This window comes from Pseudoalteromonas peptidolytica (assembly GCF_012641745.1).
GTDB classification, from domain to species: Bacteria; Pseudomonadota; Gammaproteobacteria; order Enterobacterales; family Alteromonadaceae; genus Pseudoalteromonas; species Pseudoalteromonas peptidolytica.
The window spans coordinates 199,419-214,255 of record NZ_WEHZ01000004.1; the positions used below are offsets into that span (position 1 = coordinate 199,419).

At 39.5% G+C, this 14,837-nt stretch carries 12 protein-coding genes; all 12 read left to right on the forward strand.

Translation table 11 applies throughout. From position 1 onward, the window contains the following. The 12 genes from F9Y84_RS22370 to F9Y84_RS04505 all read left to right on the forward strand — a co-directional run bounded on the left by F9Y84_RS22370 (position 1) and on the right by F9Y84_RS04505 (position 14,434). Positions 1 to 246 carry a DUF4422 domain-containing protein gene (locus tag F9Y84_RS22370; RefSeq protein ID WP_147390205.1) on the forward strand — a complete coding sequence of 82 codons (246 nt, stop codon included), beginning with the start codon at positions 1 to 3 and terminating at the stop codon, positions 244 to 246. Next, positions 212 to 754 carry a DUF4422 domain-containing protein gene (locus F9Y84_RS04455; RefSeq protein WP_208723415.1) on the forward strand — a complete coding sequence of 181 codons (543 nt, stop codon included), beginning with the start codon at positions 212 to 214 and terminating at the stop codon, positions 752 to 754. Before F9Y84_RS22370 ends, F9Y84_RS04455 begins: the two co-directional genes overlap by 35 nt. 518 nt (positions 755 to 1,272) lie before the next feature. Beyond that, positions 1,273 to 2,088 carry a 3-deoxy-8-phosphooctulonate synthase gene (gene kdsA, locus F9Y84_RS04460; protein ID WP_280177908.1) on the forward strand — a complete coding sequence of 272 codons (816 nt, stop codon included), beginning with the start codon at positions 1,273 to 1,275 and terminating at the stop codon, positions 2,086 to 2,088. A gap of 17 nt (positions 2,089 to 2,105) precedes the next feature. Next, positions 2,106 to 2,861 (forward strand): 3-deoxy-manno-octulosonate cytidylyltransferase, encoded by a 756-nt coding sequence (gene kdsB / locus F9Y84_RS04465; RefSeq protein ID WP_147390202.1) that lies wholly within the window; start codon positions 2,106 to 2,108, stop codon positions 2,859 to 2,861. A gap of 23 nt (positions 2,862 to 2,884) precedes the next feature. After that, on the forward strand, positions 2,885 to 3,787 hold the full coding sequence (locus F9Y84_RS04470; protein WP_244297275.1) for a KpsF/GutQ family sugar-phosphate isomerase: 903 nt from the start codon (positions 2,885 to 2,887) through the stop codon (positions 3,785 to 3,787). Positions 3,788 to 3,819: 32 nt separating this feature from the next. After that, positions 3,820 to 5,199, forward strand: coding sequence for an undecaprenyl-phosphate glucose phosphotransferase (locus F9Y84_RS04475; RefSeq protein WP_208723414.1), 1,380 nt, complete (start codon positions 3,820 to 3,822; stop codon positions 5,197 to 5,199). A 51-nt stretch (positions 5,200 to 5,250) separates the two neighbouring features. Next, positions 5,251 to 6,549: an oligosaccharide flippase family protein gene (locus F9Y84_RS04480; RefSeq protein WP_147390200.1), complete on the forward strand. Its 1,299-nt coding sequence runs from the start codon at positions 5,251 to 5,253 to the stop codon at positions 6,547 to 6,549. 21 nt (positions 6,550 to 6,570) lie between these two features. Beyond that, the gene (locus F9Y84_RS04485; protein WP_147390199.1) at positions 6,571 to 8,298 is read left to right on the forward strand and encodes an SLC13 family permease; all 1,728 of its coding nucleotides are present in this window, start codon (positions 6,571 to 6,573) and stop codon (positions 8,296 to 8,298) included. A gap of 87 nt (positions 8,299 to 8,385) precedes the next feature. After that, the gene (gene cysC / locus F9Y84_RS04490) at positions 8,386 to 8,982 is read left to right on the forward strand and encodes an adenylyl-sulfate kinase (protein ID WP_147390198.1); all 597 of its coding nucleotides are present in this window, start codon (positions 8,386 to 8,388) and stop codon (positions 8,980 to 8,982) included. A gap of 22 nt (positions 8,983 to 9,004) precedes the next feature. Further along, positions 9,005 to 9,964, forward strand: a complete 960-nt coding sequence (locus tag F9Y84_RS04495; protein WP_147390197.1) for a DHH family phosphoesterase — start codon at positions 9,005 to 9,007, stop codon at positions 9,962 to 9,964. Positions 9,965 to 10,071: 107 nt separating this feature from the next. Next, positions 10,072 to 12,186, forward strand: coding sequence for a YjbH domain-containing protein (locus F9Y84_RS04500; RefSeq protein WP_147390196.1), 2,115 nt, complete (start codon positions 10,072 to 10,074; stop codon positions 12,184 to 12,186). A 637-nt stretch (positions 12,187 to 12,823) separates the two neighbouring features. After that, the gene (locus F9Y84_RS04505) at positions 12,824 to 14,434 is read left to right on the forward strand and encodes a hypothetical protein (protein WP_147390195.1); all 1,611 of its coding nucleotides are present in this window, start codon (positions 12,824 to 12,826) and stop codon (positions 14,432 to 14,434) included. Positions 14,435 to 14,837 lie beyond the last annotated feature (403 nt).

Consider the following 14,837-nt stretch of genomic DNA (forward strand, 5'->3'; position numbering starts at 1 on the left):
ATGATAGTTGTCGCTACGCATAAAGAGTTTAATACGTCAATATTAAATGATATATATGTTCCTTTTCGTGTGGGAGCAGTTAATAAAAATTCTGATTTTGGTTATTGTCGAGATGATGTTGGTCATAATATATCAATAAAAAATCCAAACTTCTGTGAGTTGACAGCATTATACGCTGCGTATAAAAATAATGCGGATGATTTTGAATATCTTGGCTTGGTTCACTATCGTCGTTTTTTTTGTTAGAAATAATATTTTATCTTTTTTTAATTTTGAAACCAGCGTTTTAAATGATGTTGATATTAAGGAGCTTCTGGTTGAGTATGATGTTATACTTCCTAAAAAAAGGGTGTACCCTTTTATTTCTGCAAAAAAACACTACGAAAAAAATCATAACTCTAATGACCTTGAATTATTGAAGTGTGTACTAAATGAAAAATGCCCGGAGTATGTTGATTCCTTCGATAGGGTGATGAATAGAACATCTATTCATTTGTATAATATGTTTATCATGAATAAAGATAACGCGATAGCTTATTGTGAATGGCTTTTTGATATTTTATTTGAGTTAGAGCTTAAAGTTGATATTGATGATTATGATGCATATCAATCCCGTGTTTTTGGCTTTCTATCCGAACGTTTATTAAATGTTTGGGTTCAACACAATTCGCTAAAAGTTAAAAGCTTAAACGTTTATGAGCCGGATGGTCGGCGCTATTTTGAAAAAATTAAAAAGTTTATCTCAAATCTATAGGTGAGTAACGTAAATATGGAGCAAATTTGCCTAGTTTTATTTGATATAGATAGAATAATGAATGATGGCAGTAGCTATATAGACTAAAGTGGTGAAATTTTTAAAAATTTTAATGTAAAAGATGGTTGTTCAATAGAGCTTCTCCGCAGTCATGGTATCAAAACATACGTTGTTTCTCGTAAGGCTAGCGCAGCATTAACAGAACGTTGTGAAAAGCTAGGCTTGCAACAAGTTGCGTTTGTTGGTGACGATGTGCTTAATGTGCGGGTAATGAATGAGTGTGGTTTTAGCTTTGCCCCAAAAGATGCCCATGAGCTTGTTTTTAGCTACGCTACACATATATACGCTACACACATAACTGAATCACATACCAGTAAATGGGGTAGTAAGAGAAGTCGCAGATAAGTTTTACTATCGCGTTTTGAGTCGCTTGAGCAAATTTATGATGTTCTACTTAGTAAAATCGTCGCTGACGATGTTACTACCGTGGAACAGTAAAATATTCATTTAATAAAATCATAGTACAAGGATTATCCATGTTTTTAATTGCAGGCCCGTGTGTTATTGAATCAGAGAAACTGGTCTTTGAGGTCGCAGAGAAAATGAAAAAAGTGACTGAAGAGCTTGGTGTAGAATATATTTTTAAAGCCAGCTTTGATAAAGCCAATCGCAGCTCAACCTCCAGCTATAGAGGTCCTGGAATTGCAGAGGGCTTACGTATTTTGGCTAAGGTTAAGTCTGACTTGGGGTTAAGAGTTTTAACTGATGTTCATGAAGATACTCCAATTGATGAAGTAGCGAGTGTTGTTGATGTCTTACAAACACCAGCATTCTTGGTGCGCCAAACGAACTTTATACAAAAAGTTGCTCGTGCGGGTAAGCCTGTCAATATAAAGAAAGGTCAGTTTCAAGCGCCTTGGGACATGCATCAAGTTGTTAATAAATGCTATGAAGTAGGTAATAAAGATATTTGGCTATGTGACCGTGGTACCTCATTTGGATATAATACCTTAATTAGTGATATGCGTGGCTTGCCTGTGATGCGAAGTACGGGGTGTAAAGTAGTATTTGATGCAACCCACTCTGTGCAGCAGCCAGGTGGACAAGGCTCAACATCAGGTGGGCAGAGAGAAATGGTACCAGTATTAGCACGTGCCGCTGTAGCTGTAGGTATCGATGGTTTATTTACTGAAACACACCCCAATCCAAGCATTGCACTAAGTGATGGCCCAAACATGATCCCGCTTGAGCACATGTATGAAATGTTGGAAACGCTACTTGAAATAGATGCTGTAACACATAAACGCCCTTTCCTAGAAAGTAAGTTGGTATGATATCGGAATCACTCAAAATGAAAGAGCGTAGTTTAAAAGTAGTTATACCAGCTAGATATGGTTCCTCTCGCTTACCAGCAAAGCCTCTACTAGAAATTAACGGTAAACCAGTTTTTTGGCATGTAGTGCAACGAGTACTAGAAGCTGGTGTCTCAATCAACGACATTATTTTAGCAACTGATGATGTAAAAATTGAAGAGAAAGCTAAATCACTTTCTATTCCGGTAATTATGACGGCGTCAGGTCATATTAGTGGTACAGATCGTGTTCATGAAGTCGCTATCAAACTTGGGTGGCCTGACTCAACGCTAGTGATGAATGTGCAGGGGGATGAACCATTAATTCCTGATATGTTGATTTGCCGGTTAGTTGAGTTTGCGACGCGCAATCAACACTTTAGCATTTTAACTGCGGCAACTAAAATTACACGACTAAGTGAATTACACAACTGTAATGTAGTTAAAGCAATTATCACCGAATATAATGAGGCGCTATATTTTACTCGAGCACCGGCACCAATAGATCGTGATGATCCCAATGATATTTCTGCTGCTAAAAGGCACATAGGTATATATGTGTATAAGGTATCTGCGTTAAAAACTATCTGTGGTTTACCTGAATCTCGTTTAGAAAAGTTAGAAAAACTTGAGCAGCTACGAGCTTTAAGTAATGGTCTTTCCATAGGAGTAATGGATTATGATGGTGAAATTCCTCACGGCATTGATACTATGGAAGATTATTTGGTGGTAAAACAAAAAATGGAAGGCTTATGAGTACGTTAGAAATAGCGCGTAGAGTGATCAGTAATGAAATCGAAGGGTTACATGCACTCGTTGCACAACTTGATCAACAATTTGACTCTGTTGTTGAGCTGATACTCAGCACCCAAGGGCGTACAATTATTTGCGGTATGGGTAAGTCAGGTATTATTGGAAAAAAAATTGCGGCATCTTTCGCAAGTACCGGAACACCAAGCTTTTTTATGCATCCAGGAGAAGCTTTCCATGGTGACTTAGGTATGGTTACTCCTGCAGATATTTTTATTGCTATTTCTAACTCCGGAGAAACGGAAGAAGTACTAAAGTTACTGCCTTTTTTAAAAGATAACAACAATCATATTATTGCAATTACGGGAAACCCCAACTCTACACTTGCAAAAAATGCACATTACCATTTAAATGTCGCGGTCCCCTCTGAAGCTTGTCCTTTGCAATTGGCGCCAACCTCCTCTACAACCGCGACTTTAGTTATAGGGGATGCATTAACTGTAGCTCTTATGGAGTCTAGAAGGTTTCAACCTGAACACTTCGCTCGCTTTCATCCAGGTGGTAGTTTAGGTCGAAAGTTATTGAGTAAAGTTGCAGATGAAATGATCAAAGATGAGTTGCCTGTAGTTACTAGCGAAACACCCTTAGGCGAGGTTCTTAATGTAATGTCTAAAGGTACCTTGGGTTTGACCTTAGTTGTAAATAATGGTGAGCTATACGCAATAATAACCGATGGTGATTTACGCCGAGCTATCGAAAAGTACGGTAAAGATCTATTTGATTTGCAGGCAGAGCATATTGCAAGCCGTTTTCCAGCAACTATAGAGCCAGAAGTACCTATGTCTGTTGCTTATGATAAAATGCAAAATAAAAAAATTAACAGCTTAATTGTTTGTAATGGTAGTGAAGTTGTTGGTGTTCTTAAAAAGTAATTCTTTAGATATTTTTATAGTTCGGGATTTTTATGAGTAAAGGTTTTACAAAAGAAAACCATGTTTTAGTTGCAATAATGCACCGATGCTCTGACTTGTTTGCAATTTTCTTAGGCTTTGCACTTTCAATGTGGCTGATAAACGGCGAAGTCTGGCCTCAGAAAAGCTTTATTTTGACTTTATTTTTGAGTTTTGCAGTTGCTTTTTGGTTATATCCGCACTTGGGAATGTATCGTACTTGGCGTGGAGAAACGAAGTTAAAAGAAGTAGGTTTAGCTGTATATTGCTGGAGTATTAACCAAATTGTATTAGGAGCAATTTATTATATCTCTGATAACTCGTTAACTTATGACAATACTTTATTTGTTTACTGGTATTTAATCGGTTTGTTAGCTCTTGTCGTGATTCGATTTTCTATACGAGTTTTGTTAAATAAATATCGCTCTAAAGGTGGTAATCAGCGCCATGTGTTGATTATTGGAGATGGTAATATAGCAAACCGTATGGTTGCTAAGATTTATAACTCACCTTGGACAGGATATAAAATAGTAGGATCATTTGGTGATGAGTCACTGAGAGATTGTGAGCTTTTGGGTGATTTCAACGAGATTGAAGGTTATATCAATACACACTGCGAAGAAATAGATCAGGTTTGGATTGCTTTGCCTCTATCTGACGAATTATTGGTTGAACGCATTTTGTATAGTTTACGTAATGCAACTCAAACTATACGTTATATCCCAGACATGCGCGGTTTTAGGTTAATTAATCACTCAGTGAGTGATATTGCCGGTATGCCAGTCATTAATTTAAGTATGTCGCCAATTAGTGGGAGTAATCAGCTATTAAAGTCATTGGAAGACAAACTTCTTTCTGGACTGATTTTACTTATGATCAGCCCTGTACTCATTGCTTTAGCCGTTGGTGTTAAGTTAACTTCACCTGGCCCTGTATTTTATCGTCAAGAGCGTGTTAGCTGGAATAACAAAAAGTTTATGATGCTTAAGTTTCGATCTATGCCACAAAATAGTGAGAAAGATGGTATTCAATGGGGGGGAGCTAAAAATAAAACAAATACTAAGTTTGGGCAGTTTATTCGCAAAACAAGTCTTGACGAATTACCACAATTTATAAATGTATTGAAAGGGGACATGTCGATCGTGGGGCCTCGGCCAGAAAGAACCATTTTTGTTCAGCAGTTTAAAGATGAAATTCCAGGTTATATGCAAAAGCACATGGTTAAGGCTGGTATTACTGGGTGGGCACAAATTAACGGTTGGCGGGGGGATACTGATTTAAAAAAGCGTATTGATTGTGACCTTTACTATATTGATAACTGGTCTATTTGGTTTGATATAAAAATAATCTTTCTAACCATATTTAAAGGTTTTGTGAATAAAAATGCCTACTAAATACCTGTAGTATCCTTCATTTTTTGACTCCTTAAATTAACCGAGAATTTAATGCTTTATAAAGTTAAAGCTGTTTTACGCGATGCGGAGCATCGCCATACTGCTATCAATGCCTGCATTGCTCTTGCTATTCGGGTTTTAGGGGCGGGTATGGCTTTTTTATTTAACTTAATTATTGCCAGGCAGTTAGGGGCTGAGCAGTCAGGGTACTTCTTTCTTAGCCTTGCTTTGGCTATGTTGCTGTCTGCGGTAGCTAGGTTTGGCTTCGACAATACGGTATTGCGCTTTACATCAGCAAATGCAGAGTATGGCGATACTGTAAAGGCGATACTAAATTTTGCGTTGAAATACAGCATACCAATGGCAAGTTTATTCGCTATCCTTGTATTTATTTCTGCTTCTTGGCTTGCTGAAAGTGTATTTTATAAACCAGGCCTTGCTGCAAGCTTACAGTTTATTGCACCCGCAATAACTGGCTTGAGTATCGTATTTTTAGTGGCAATGAGCCTGCAGGCTCGGCATAAACTAGTTGCTAGTATACCATGTCAAAATATTGCTCACTTTATGTTATGTGGTTTGGCAGTCATTGTATTTACTATTGAATCAGCAAGTACCGCAGCGCTTTATTTGAGCTTATCGCTAGGGGTAACCTCAAGCTTTTTTTATTGGTTAAGCACCAAGAATTTAAATAATGACGGTGAAAAGCCTAACTCTCAAATGCTTTGGTACAGTGCTAGACCTAATTGGGTCATAGTAATAATGAGTCAAGCTGTACAATGGAGCGCACCAATTATCATAGGTGTATTTTTAGTTGCAGAGCAAGTCGCTTTTTTTAGTGTTGCACAGCGTATCGCTTTATTGACTTCTTTTGTTCTAATGGCTGTAAATCTAGTTGTTGCTCCTAAATTTTCCGCCTTTAATACCAAAGGTGATCTTGAGGGAATTCGTAAAACTGCACTATTTTCAGTGCGGTTATTAGTGGTCAGCGCTTTTCCAATTGTGCTGGTTATGCTCCTATTTCCAGAATTTTTAATGGGATTATTTGGTGAGGAGTTTAAGCAAGGGGCCGCTATTTTACAAATACTAGTATTGGGGCAAGCCGTTAATGTTGTAACTGGTTCGGTTGGCTTTCTATTGCAAATGACTGGTCATGAGCGCGATATGCGTTTGGTCACACTTATTAGCGGTTTTGGTGTTTTAATTAGCGTGCCTATTTTTACAAAGTTATATGGGGCAATTGGGGCTGCAATAGCTACAAGCTTTTTTATAAGCTTGCAAAACTTATTAGCTGTTTATTTTGTTAAAAAACGCTTGGGTTTTAATACCTTAAAGTTTTGGCAGAAGATGTAAATTAGGAATAAGGATGTTTGCATGGTTTTAGAACAATGGTTGATGGTGGTTATTTTTTTATCAACCATTGTGGGGTTAATTAAATATCAACACTTCCCTGAACGAGTATTTGCAGCGGCGAGCTTAACCTGCTTTGCAAATTCATTAGTATCTACCGAACAATTGCTTGCAAATGCCGTCAATCCAGGTTTAGTTACTTTGTTGTTACTTGTGGTGTGTGCATTTGCTTTTGAACGCACTGGTTTTTTGCGTAGGCTTGCCAATGTGCTTTTCAATGGTTCGGTAGTTAAATCCTACGTACGTACTCTACTGGCCACAGTGCTGGCATCTAGTTTTTTAAATAATACTGCGGTGATAGCTACGCTCATTAGCCCAGTTAAAAACAACAAACTAATAGCCCCGAATAAACTATTATTGCCGTTGTCGTATGCCGCTATTTTGGGCGGAACATTAACTCTCATTGGCACATCTACAAACTTGATCGTTAACTCAATGCTGATTGAGCGAGGTGTTGATGGGTTTGCTTTTTTTGACTTTCTTCCCATCGGTCTCACCGCTGTTGCCGCCTGTATGGTAGTTATTGGGTTTACCGTCAAGCGCTTAAATGGCAAAGTTAACGATTCTGCTGAGGTGGCGGACTATTTTGTAGAAGCACAAGTTAATAAAGGTTCAGCGCTCATTGGTGAAACAGTAGAGCAAAATGGTCTAAGAAGCTTAGAATCATTGTTTTTAGTAGAGATTGTAAGAGAGAGTAAGTTGATATCTCCAGTCACTCCTTCGCATATTATCCGCGAAGGCGATAAGCTTATTTTTTCAGGAGATATCACTAAAATTTTAGTGCTGCAGCAGTTTGAAGGGTTAACACTATTTGCAGAAAAAGACGGGTTGCTTCGTGAAAACCTAACCGAAGTAGTCGTTAAACCTGGTGCTGCGGTTGTAGGAAAAACATTAAAGTCGGCTGGTTTTAGGGCTCGATTTGATGCTGCCGTCGTTGCGATTAGGCGAGAAGGAGAAAAGCTTTCAGGAAAGCTAGGTGAGGTGACAATTCAGGCTGGAGACTTTTTAGTTTTGGCCGTGGGCCCTGATTTTGCTAAACGTACTAATCTTACTAAAAACTTTTTTATACTCAGTGGCGTAAAAGCAGAAAATATGCTCTCAGGCATAAAAGAGCGGATTGTTACTTGGGGGTTTGTTGTTACTCTTGGGGGGGCATTAGTACTAAATATAAGTCTATTAAAGTGCTTTATTTTTTATTTAGCGATACTAGTAGCGAGCAGGTGCCTATCTCTTAATGAAATAAAGCGCCGATTCCCTCTTGAATTGTGGCTAATAGTAATGAGCGCTCTTACCTTAGCAACTGCTTTAGATAACACGGGAGTTGCTTTGTTAATAGCTGAGCAGTTTAAATCTCTTTTATCTGAGCAAAGCGCATATGTGGCTTTTATTGGTGTTTTTATTCTCACGCTGTTGTTTACAGAGCTAATTACCAATAATGCCGCTGCTGCATTAACCTTTCCTATTGCCTTTGCTATAGCTCAGGGATTGGGAGTCAGCTATTTACCATTTGTTTTGGCTGTCGCATTTGCTGCAAGCGGTAGTTTTATGAGCCCCTATGGCTACCAAACAAACTTAATGGTATACAATGCCGGAAACTATAAATTAAAGGATTTCGTGCTGTTTGGCCTGCCTGTCTCTATCACATATAGTGTGGTTGTACTGGCTTTAATTCCTATATTCTTTCCGTTTTAAAGGGAAGCTTTTGGGTAATATTGATGAGTCACAGTTACGTAGTTGCAAGTAAAGATCATTTCAAAGAAGCTAGAATCTGGAAAAGCGATGACAGAAAATATTGTATGGCACTCTCGGACTGTATCAAAAGCACAAAAGCAAGCACATAAAGGGCATAAACCCGTATTGCTATGGTATACCGGGCTCAGTGGCTCTGGTAAATCGACAATTGCCAATGCAGTAGAGGCTAGATTATTTGAGTTAGGGTGCCACACTTATCTTCTTGATGGCGATAATGTGCGCTTAGGACTAAACAAAGGGCTAACTTTTAGTGATGAAGATAGAGTTGAAAATATTCGCCGGATCAGCGAAGTCGCCAAGCTTTTTGTCGATGCTGGAGTGATTGTCTCTACTGCGTTTATCTCACCATTTAAACAAGATAGAGAGCAGGCGCGTAAGCTTATGGAAGAAGGTGAGTTTATTGAGGTGTTTGTCGACACTCCTTTAGAGGTTTGCGAGAGCCGCGATCCAAAAGGGCTTTATAAAAAAGCGAGAGCAGGCGAAATACCAAACTTTACCGGTATTGATTCGATATTTGATATACCAACAAGGCCTGAGCTGCATTTAAAAACAGCAGAGCAAAGTGTTAAACAATGCGCAGAGAAAGTTATAAAGTACCTACAACAACAGCAGATTATTACTTAAACTTTTCAAGCTAAGAGCATATATGTACTACGATATATTTAATGGCGATGCCGACGGCATTATTGCGCTGTTACAGCTCCAACTGGCTAACCCTGTCGACAGTATAAAGATCACGGGAGTAAAGCGTGATATTGAATTAATGAAAAAAATAACGCCAAAGGAAGGTGACAATATTCGTGTGCTAGATGTATCTATGGAGAAAAATAAGCCGGACCTCTACCATGCGTTGTCTGTTGGTGCGCGTGTCATGTATGTAGATCATCATAGGGCTGGTACTATTCCAGAACATTGTAACCTGTTTGCTCATATCAACCTGGGTCCTGATGTATGCACGAGCTTAATTGTAAGCGATATATTAAATAGGCGCTTTCATTTATGGGCTATTACTGCAGCATACGGCGACAATTTAATTAGCAAAGCGAATAGAGAAGCTGATACTTTGGGTTTAACAGAGCAAGAAAAGTCTAAACTAAAAGCGCTTGGCACTTACATTAATTACAATGGTTATGGTAGCGATATAACAGACTTGCATTTTCATCCTGTAGCATTATTTAACGCTTTGCTGCCATATACATCTCCCTTCGAGCTAATTGCAGATAAACATTCAGTCTATTATCAGCTAGAGAGAGCCTATAAGGCAGATATGCTAAGCGCAGAGTCTGCGCAAATACTTCATGAATGCCATTTTACCAAGGTGATTCTATTAGACGACAAAGCTTGGTCTCGACGAGTAAGCGGTGTATTAAGCAATGAGCTTGCGAATAAAACACCGCACAAAGCGCATGCTGTTATCACATACAACAATAAGGGGAGCTACACTGTTAGTGTGAGAGCGCCCCTAAGTAACAAACAAGGGGCAGCCCATGTATGCAGCCAATTTACTACTGGTGGCGGCCGCGAGGCTGCAGCTGGTATAAATGAGTTGAAAGTAGATCACTTAGGTCTTTTTATAGAAACACTCGTAGGCTATTACACAGCTTAATCAATTACTAACGTATATTCATTTGTGTTAGTCTAAGTCAAATTATAGAGCCAAGCTTATTTGGCGTAACTTATAAAATTATAATAACTCTTATGTGGACTAGGGATATGCTTAAATCGAACTTTATTATGCTAGGCGGCTTATCAATATGTTGCTTGCCAGCAGTGGCTAGTGAGCGTCTAGATTCTTTTCAGTCTTTTGCAGGGTACACTGGCTTATTCAATACTCCAACTGCTGAGGTTTTAGAGAAAGGGCATGTAAACTTTGGTTACAACAATCAGCTTGACCTTCGTGGTACAAAGTTTGTGGACGGCCATAATTATGCCTTTTCAACAGGCTTATTCGATGGCCTCGAAGTTGGTGGATTTATTGCAGCAGAAACCATGCACGATAATATTTTCCGAGAGGAAGGTAGAGGGCAGCTGAGGGACCTTTCATTTAACATTAAGTATCAGCTGCCTTTTGTTCCTAAAGAATGGTTTAATTTGGCTATTGGCGCTAAAGACCTAGGTGGAGAAGTCAACTTTTATGAAACCTATTATCTGGCAGCCTCTCGAGAGTGGGAGAGTTTTAGGTTTACTGCAGGTATTGCAGAAAATGATCGTGAACATGGTTTAATGAACGGAGTGTTCGCAGGTATCGAGTGGCAGGCTTTCGATTGGTTAACCCTTCAAGTTGAGCATGATGCTGAGGCTGTTAATGCCGGTTTGCATTTAACAGTGCCTAAAGAATGGATTTATGATGTGGGTACACTCACGTTAACCAGCAAGTTTTACAGTAATACTGATCACGCTCAAAAGGACACCTTTTGGGGAGTTAACTTTTCTATGCCGATTTTTGAGCAGGCTAAGCTAAACGACCCTACAGAAGCGGCACCAGCACCGATTTTAGATAACCATAAAAAGCGTGAAGCTGCATTTAAAGCACATTATCAACAGCAACGAGAGTTGGCACAAAAGCCACTTGAAAAAGCTAAAAAAGAAGTGACTGAGCGCGATGAATATAGAAAGTCACTCACGCTGCAAACTCGGGAACTTAAAAATGCATTAATCGACGATGGCTTAGAGGCGATTAGTGTGGGCTTTAATCGAGACCCGCATATTGTTGTAAGCTTTGAGAACTATGTCTTTAATCGTAATGATATAGACGCTATTGGTCTTGTGCTAGGCCGTATAGCTGAACATATAGACGAGCCTGAGGCTAAATATACGATTCAGTTATTAAACCGTGGTATTCCAATGCTTTCTGTGCGTGGTGATATTGATAATTACCGTGAGTTTATCAATACCAGCAGTACTCCCGATATGGATATTCGCCGCGGTGAAATGGATCCGATTGGCAGTGTGTCTTGGGTGGGAATGCCTAAAGCCAACAGTGCTTACTTTAAACCCAGGCTTGCCTTTGGTCCATCTTTAGATTCTCATTTTGCGACCGATCTCGGTGTATATGATTATTCTTTAGCACTGCGTGCAGATATTGATATTCCTCTTTGGTATGGAGGGGGGCTAAGTTTGAGCGGCGAAGCGGAACTTACTAAAACTGATGATTATGAAGAAGGAGAGCCGCTTGGGCGCTTTGCTAGAAGTAGTGGATTAGTTCAAGCGTCTATTTATCAGACATTAGATCTTCCATTTGGAATTTTAAATCAGACACATGTTGGCTTCTTTAGAGAGTTCCATGATTATACCGGTATAAAAAATGAAACGATCTGGTTAAGTGAAAATGGTCGCCATCAAGTCAATGCGGAGTTAGGGTATTACGAGTTTGAGGACTTTAACCTAGATAAAGACACGCAAACTTTATCATATCGGTATAACTGGGTAGAAAAAGATATTAGCTTTCACGCCTCTGCTGGGAAATTCTTTTTTGATGATAGCGGTGTTAAGCTAGAAACTCGCTTCTGGTTTGGTGATAGCTATATTTCGGTGTTTGCTCAAGATACCGATGTACAAGTTGCTGGTATAGCTTTCAGTATTCCACTAACGCCGCGCAAAGATATGAAGACTACTAAATATGGACAAATAAAGGGCAATGAGGCTTGGCATCATCAGGTTAGCACAAGGTTAAATGATACTCTTAACTATTTGGCTATAGGTCGTGCTCATACAGTTAAAACCCCTGTAAATTTAGACAAAACATTCCTTAATCAAGGGCGCTTGTCGAGCAGTTATATTTATAGTAACTTGGCAAGGCTGAGAGAAGCGTATTTAACTCATAGGTAGTACAGAAGGCGCGGGGCAAACCCGCGCTTTTAATTGTTACACTGATAAATATGATGTTGTCTTTCTTGTCGGGGGGGCTGTTCCTACCAAAGTGGTCGTATTGTGGGGCGAGTTTACCTCGCGATATCGTTGATTTGGCTCTCGCCTTTACAGTTCAGTTAGCTATCGGCATTGATAACAATTTACCTTTTATGGCGAGTTAATAAGCCAAGAAAGATAGATACCAGCTAAAAAGATAGGCTTGGTGTGTCTATGGTCTTCACTGCTGTATATTTGTACTTTACCATCGCTACTTTGTTAATTAATAAGCATTAAGTAAGCGTGTTTTTGCCACATATTTGACTTTGTTCATTGTTTATTTAATATGCCACAGGTATCCTACTTTCAACTGATCACAGGCGGTTGGAACTACCGCTTTTCTGTGATAAATTAAGGCAGCTAACTTCGACTATCTGGTTGTTTTATCTCGAATAGGTAAAGTAGCTAAGTTGGCTTTAGTCAGGGAGCGACTTAGTCCCTGTCTGTCTTAATTAAAATGATTTAAAAAACTTAAGCTCATATTGTCCACAATATGGCTTTTTTATGAGTTAACGCGTCATCAAAGCGAAAGTTAACAAAAGGAAAACAAGGACTAATCATGATTACAAATAAAAAATCTCTACTAGCGCTCTCTGTAGCGTCTGCACTAACGCTTTCAGGCTGTTTTAGTGATGACGATAACAACGTTACCATTCCGCCAACAGAGCCTACTGATCCAGTAGTTGTTGCTCCGGAAGCACCAGCAGCACTTTCTGTGGTAGTTAACGGCAGTGTAGTTGACAGCAAGTCAACTAATGTTGTTCCTTCAACCATCGCTTTTCTTGAAAACGGTGAAGCATCAGACAATATCGTAAACACCAAAGGTGAAGTTATTGCGTCTGTAGAAACGGGCGAAGCTGGTAACTTTGTATTCTCTGTTAAAGAAGGTGCAGAGCTTTCTCAAATTACTGCAGTGGTTAGTGCTGATGGTTACTTCTCAAAAAGTTTTAATATTGACTTAACAACAGAAGCAGAAGTAGCAGAGCTAGCGGTTCAATTAGCACTTGTTTCTAAAAACCTAGACACGGTTGTTGAAAAGGTTGTTGAAGCATCAGTAGCTGGTGGCAGCGTTGACACTGCAATTACTGCTGAAGCTGCAAAAGGTAAAGCAGGTGCGGACGTAACGATCCCAGCAGGTATCGTATTACAAGATGCAAATGGTAATCCAATTACTGGCTCTTCAATTTCTCTAAATGTTGGCTCAGCAGATCCTACATCGTCTGATGCTGGTGCTGTACTTCCTGAAGGCCTAAACGCAGGTAGTGCTGCTACTTTAGCGGCACCTGTTGGTGTTGCTAACGTAACCATGACAGATGACAACGGCGTAAAGATTAAAAAGTTCAGTAACCCAATCTCTATCACTATTTCGATTCCTAAAGATACAGTGTTGGCATCAGAAGGTCGTGCAGTACAAACAGGTGATGTATTAGGCCTATCTTCTCACAACGAAGATACAGGTGTATGGACTAAAGAAGAAAACAACCAAGTAACAGTTGGTGATCTAAACGCTGCTGGTACTGCTTACAAAGCTTCTTTCATGACTGACCACCTTACGTTTTTTACCGCAACTGACGAAGTTGATGTTTGTAATGCTGAAGTATCAGTAAATATCAGTGGTGAAGTACCAGCTGGCGGTTTATTCGTAGATGTTCAGTCTTCAGATATTAACGCAACAAGCTCTATTGCGGCAGGTGCGACTACTAAAGTAATTTACACTGCACAAAATGCGGGTAAGAACAACGTGAGTGCAGATGCAACAGCACGTATCGTATTACGTGATGCTGAAGGTACTGTTTGGTTTGATACTGAAGAAGAAGTAGCTGTGTGTGGTACGCCTGTAAATGCAACACTTGCAGCGCCTCAAGTTGAGTACGCAACAACTTCATTCGCATTGACAGGGGTTTGCTCTAATGATGCGACTGTTACTGTTCCAGTACAAAACTCGGTAGTCACTTACCGCCGTGCAGGTAAAGCAACATACCAAGCTGCAAATGCGTCAGGCACGTATACGCTAAACAACTTGGTTGTTGGCCAAGATTACACTGTGAACATCGATACTCTGTCACTAGATGTAGCGTCAGGACAAAGTACGTCGTTCTCATTCACAGCAGGCTCTGATGCTGCTGACCAACAACTACAGATGGTTTGTGAAACCGTAACTGGTGCATAATAGCTAAACTTTAGTTTGCTTATAAAAGCCACTTCAAATTTGAAGTGGCTTTTTTGTATGCAGTTATCTATACACTTGATTATACCAATTTGACTTAATACTTGCTCAATTTGAAGGAGTAAATCTAACGCTAACAGCGTTAAAAATTTCTCATTTAGAACAACTAAATAGCAAAATTTTTGCCTTGCCTATATGGATGTAGGTACCTTAGCGATAGCAGGACGCGGTAGCGGAGTTATCGACAAGACTTTCTCGCCTCAAAGTAGACCACTTAATTAACCCCAGCTCGGGATAAGAATTTAAAAACTAGGGAACTATATGCCTGTTCCAAGATCAGATCTTTCGACCAAAAAAGAAAGTGACCCAGTAAGGAACAGGCATGAATAAGTTAGTTGAGTTGTTT

Bases quoted from the DNA above. Each gene is read 5' to 3' on its own strand.
- F9Y84_RS04500 (WP_147390196.1), top strand. From the start codon at position 10,072: ATGCTTAAATCGAACTTTATTATGCTAGGCGGCTTATCAATATGTTGC.
- F9Y84_RS04480 (WP_147390200.1), top strand. From the start codon at position 5,251: ATGCTTTATAAAGTTAAAGCTGTTTTACGCGATGCGGAGCATCGCCAT.
- F9Y84_RS04505 (WP_147390195.1), top strand. From the start codon at position 12,824: ATGATTACAAATAAAAAATCTCTACTAGCGCTCTCTGTAGCGTCTGCA.
- kdsB (WP_147390202.1), top strand. From the start codon at position 2,106: ATGAAAGAGCGTAGTTTAAAAGTAGTTATACCAGCTAGATATGGTTCC.
- F9Y84_RS04475 (WP_208723414.1), top strand. From the start codon at position 3,820: ATGAGTAAAGGTTTTACAAAAGAAAACCATGTTTTAGTTGCAATAATG.
- cysC (WP_147390198.1), top strand. From the start codon at position 8,386: ATGACAGAAAATATTGTATGGCACTCTCGGACTGTATCAAAAGCACAA.
- F9Y84_RS04495 (WP_147390197.1), top strand. From the start codon at position 9,005: ATGTACTACGATATATTTAATGGCGATGCCGACGGCATTATTGCGCTG.
- F9Y84_RS22370 (WP_147390205.1), top strand. From the start codon at position 1: ATGATAGTTGTCGCTACGCATAAAGAGTTTAATACGTCAATATTAAAT.
- F9Y84_RS04485 (WP_147390199.1), top strand. From the start codon at position 6,571: ATGGTTTTAGAACAATGGTTGATGGTGGTTATTTTTTTATCAACCATT.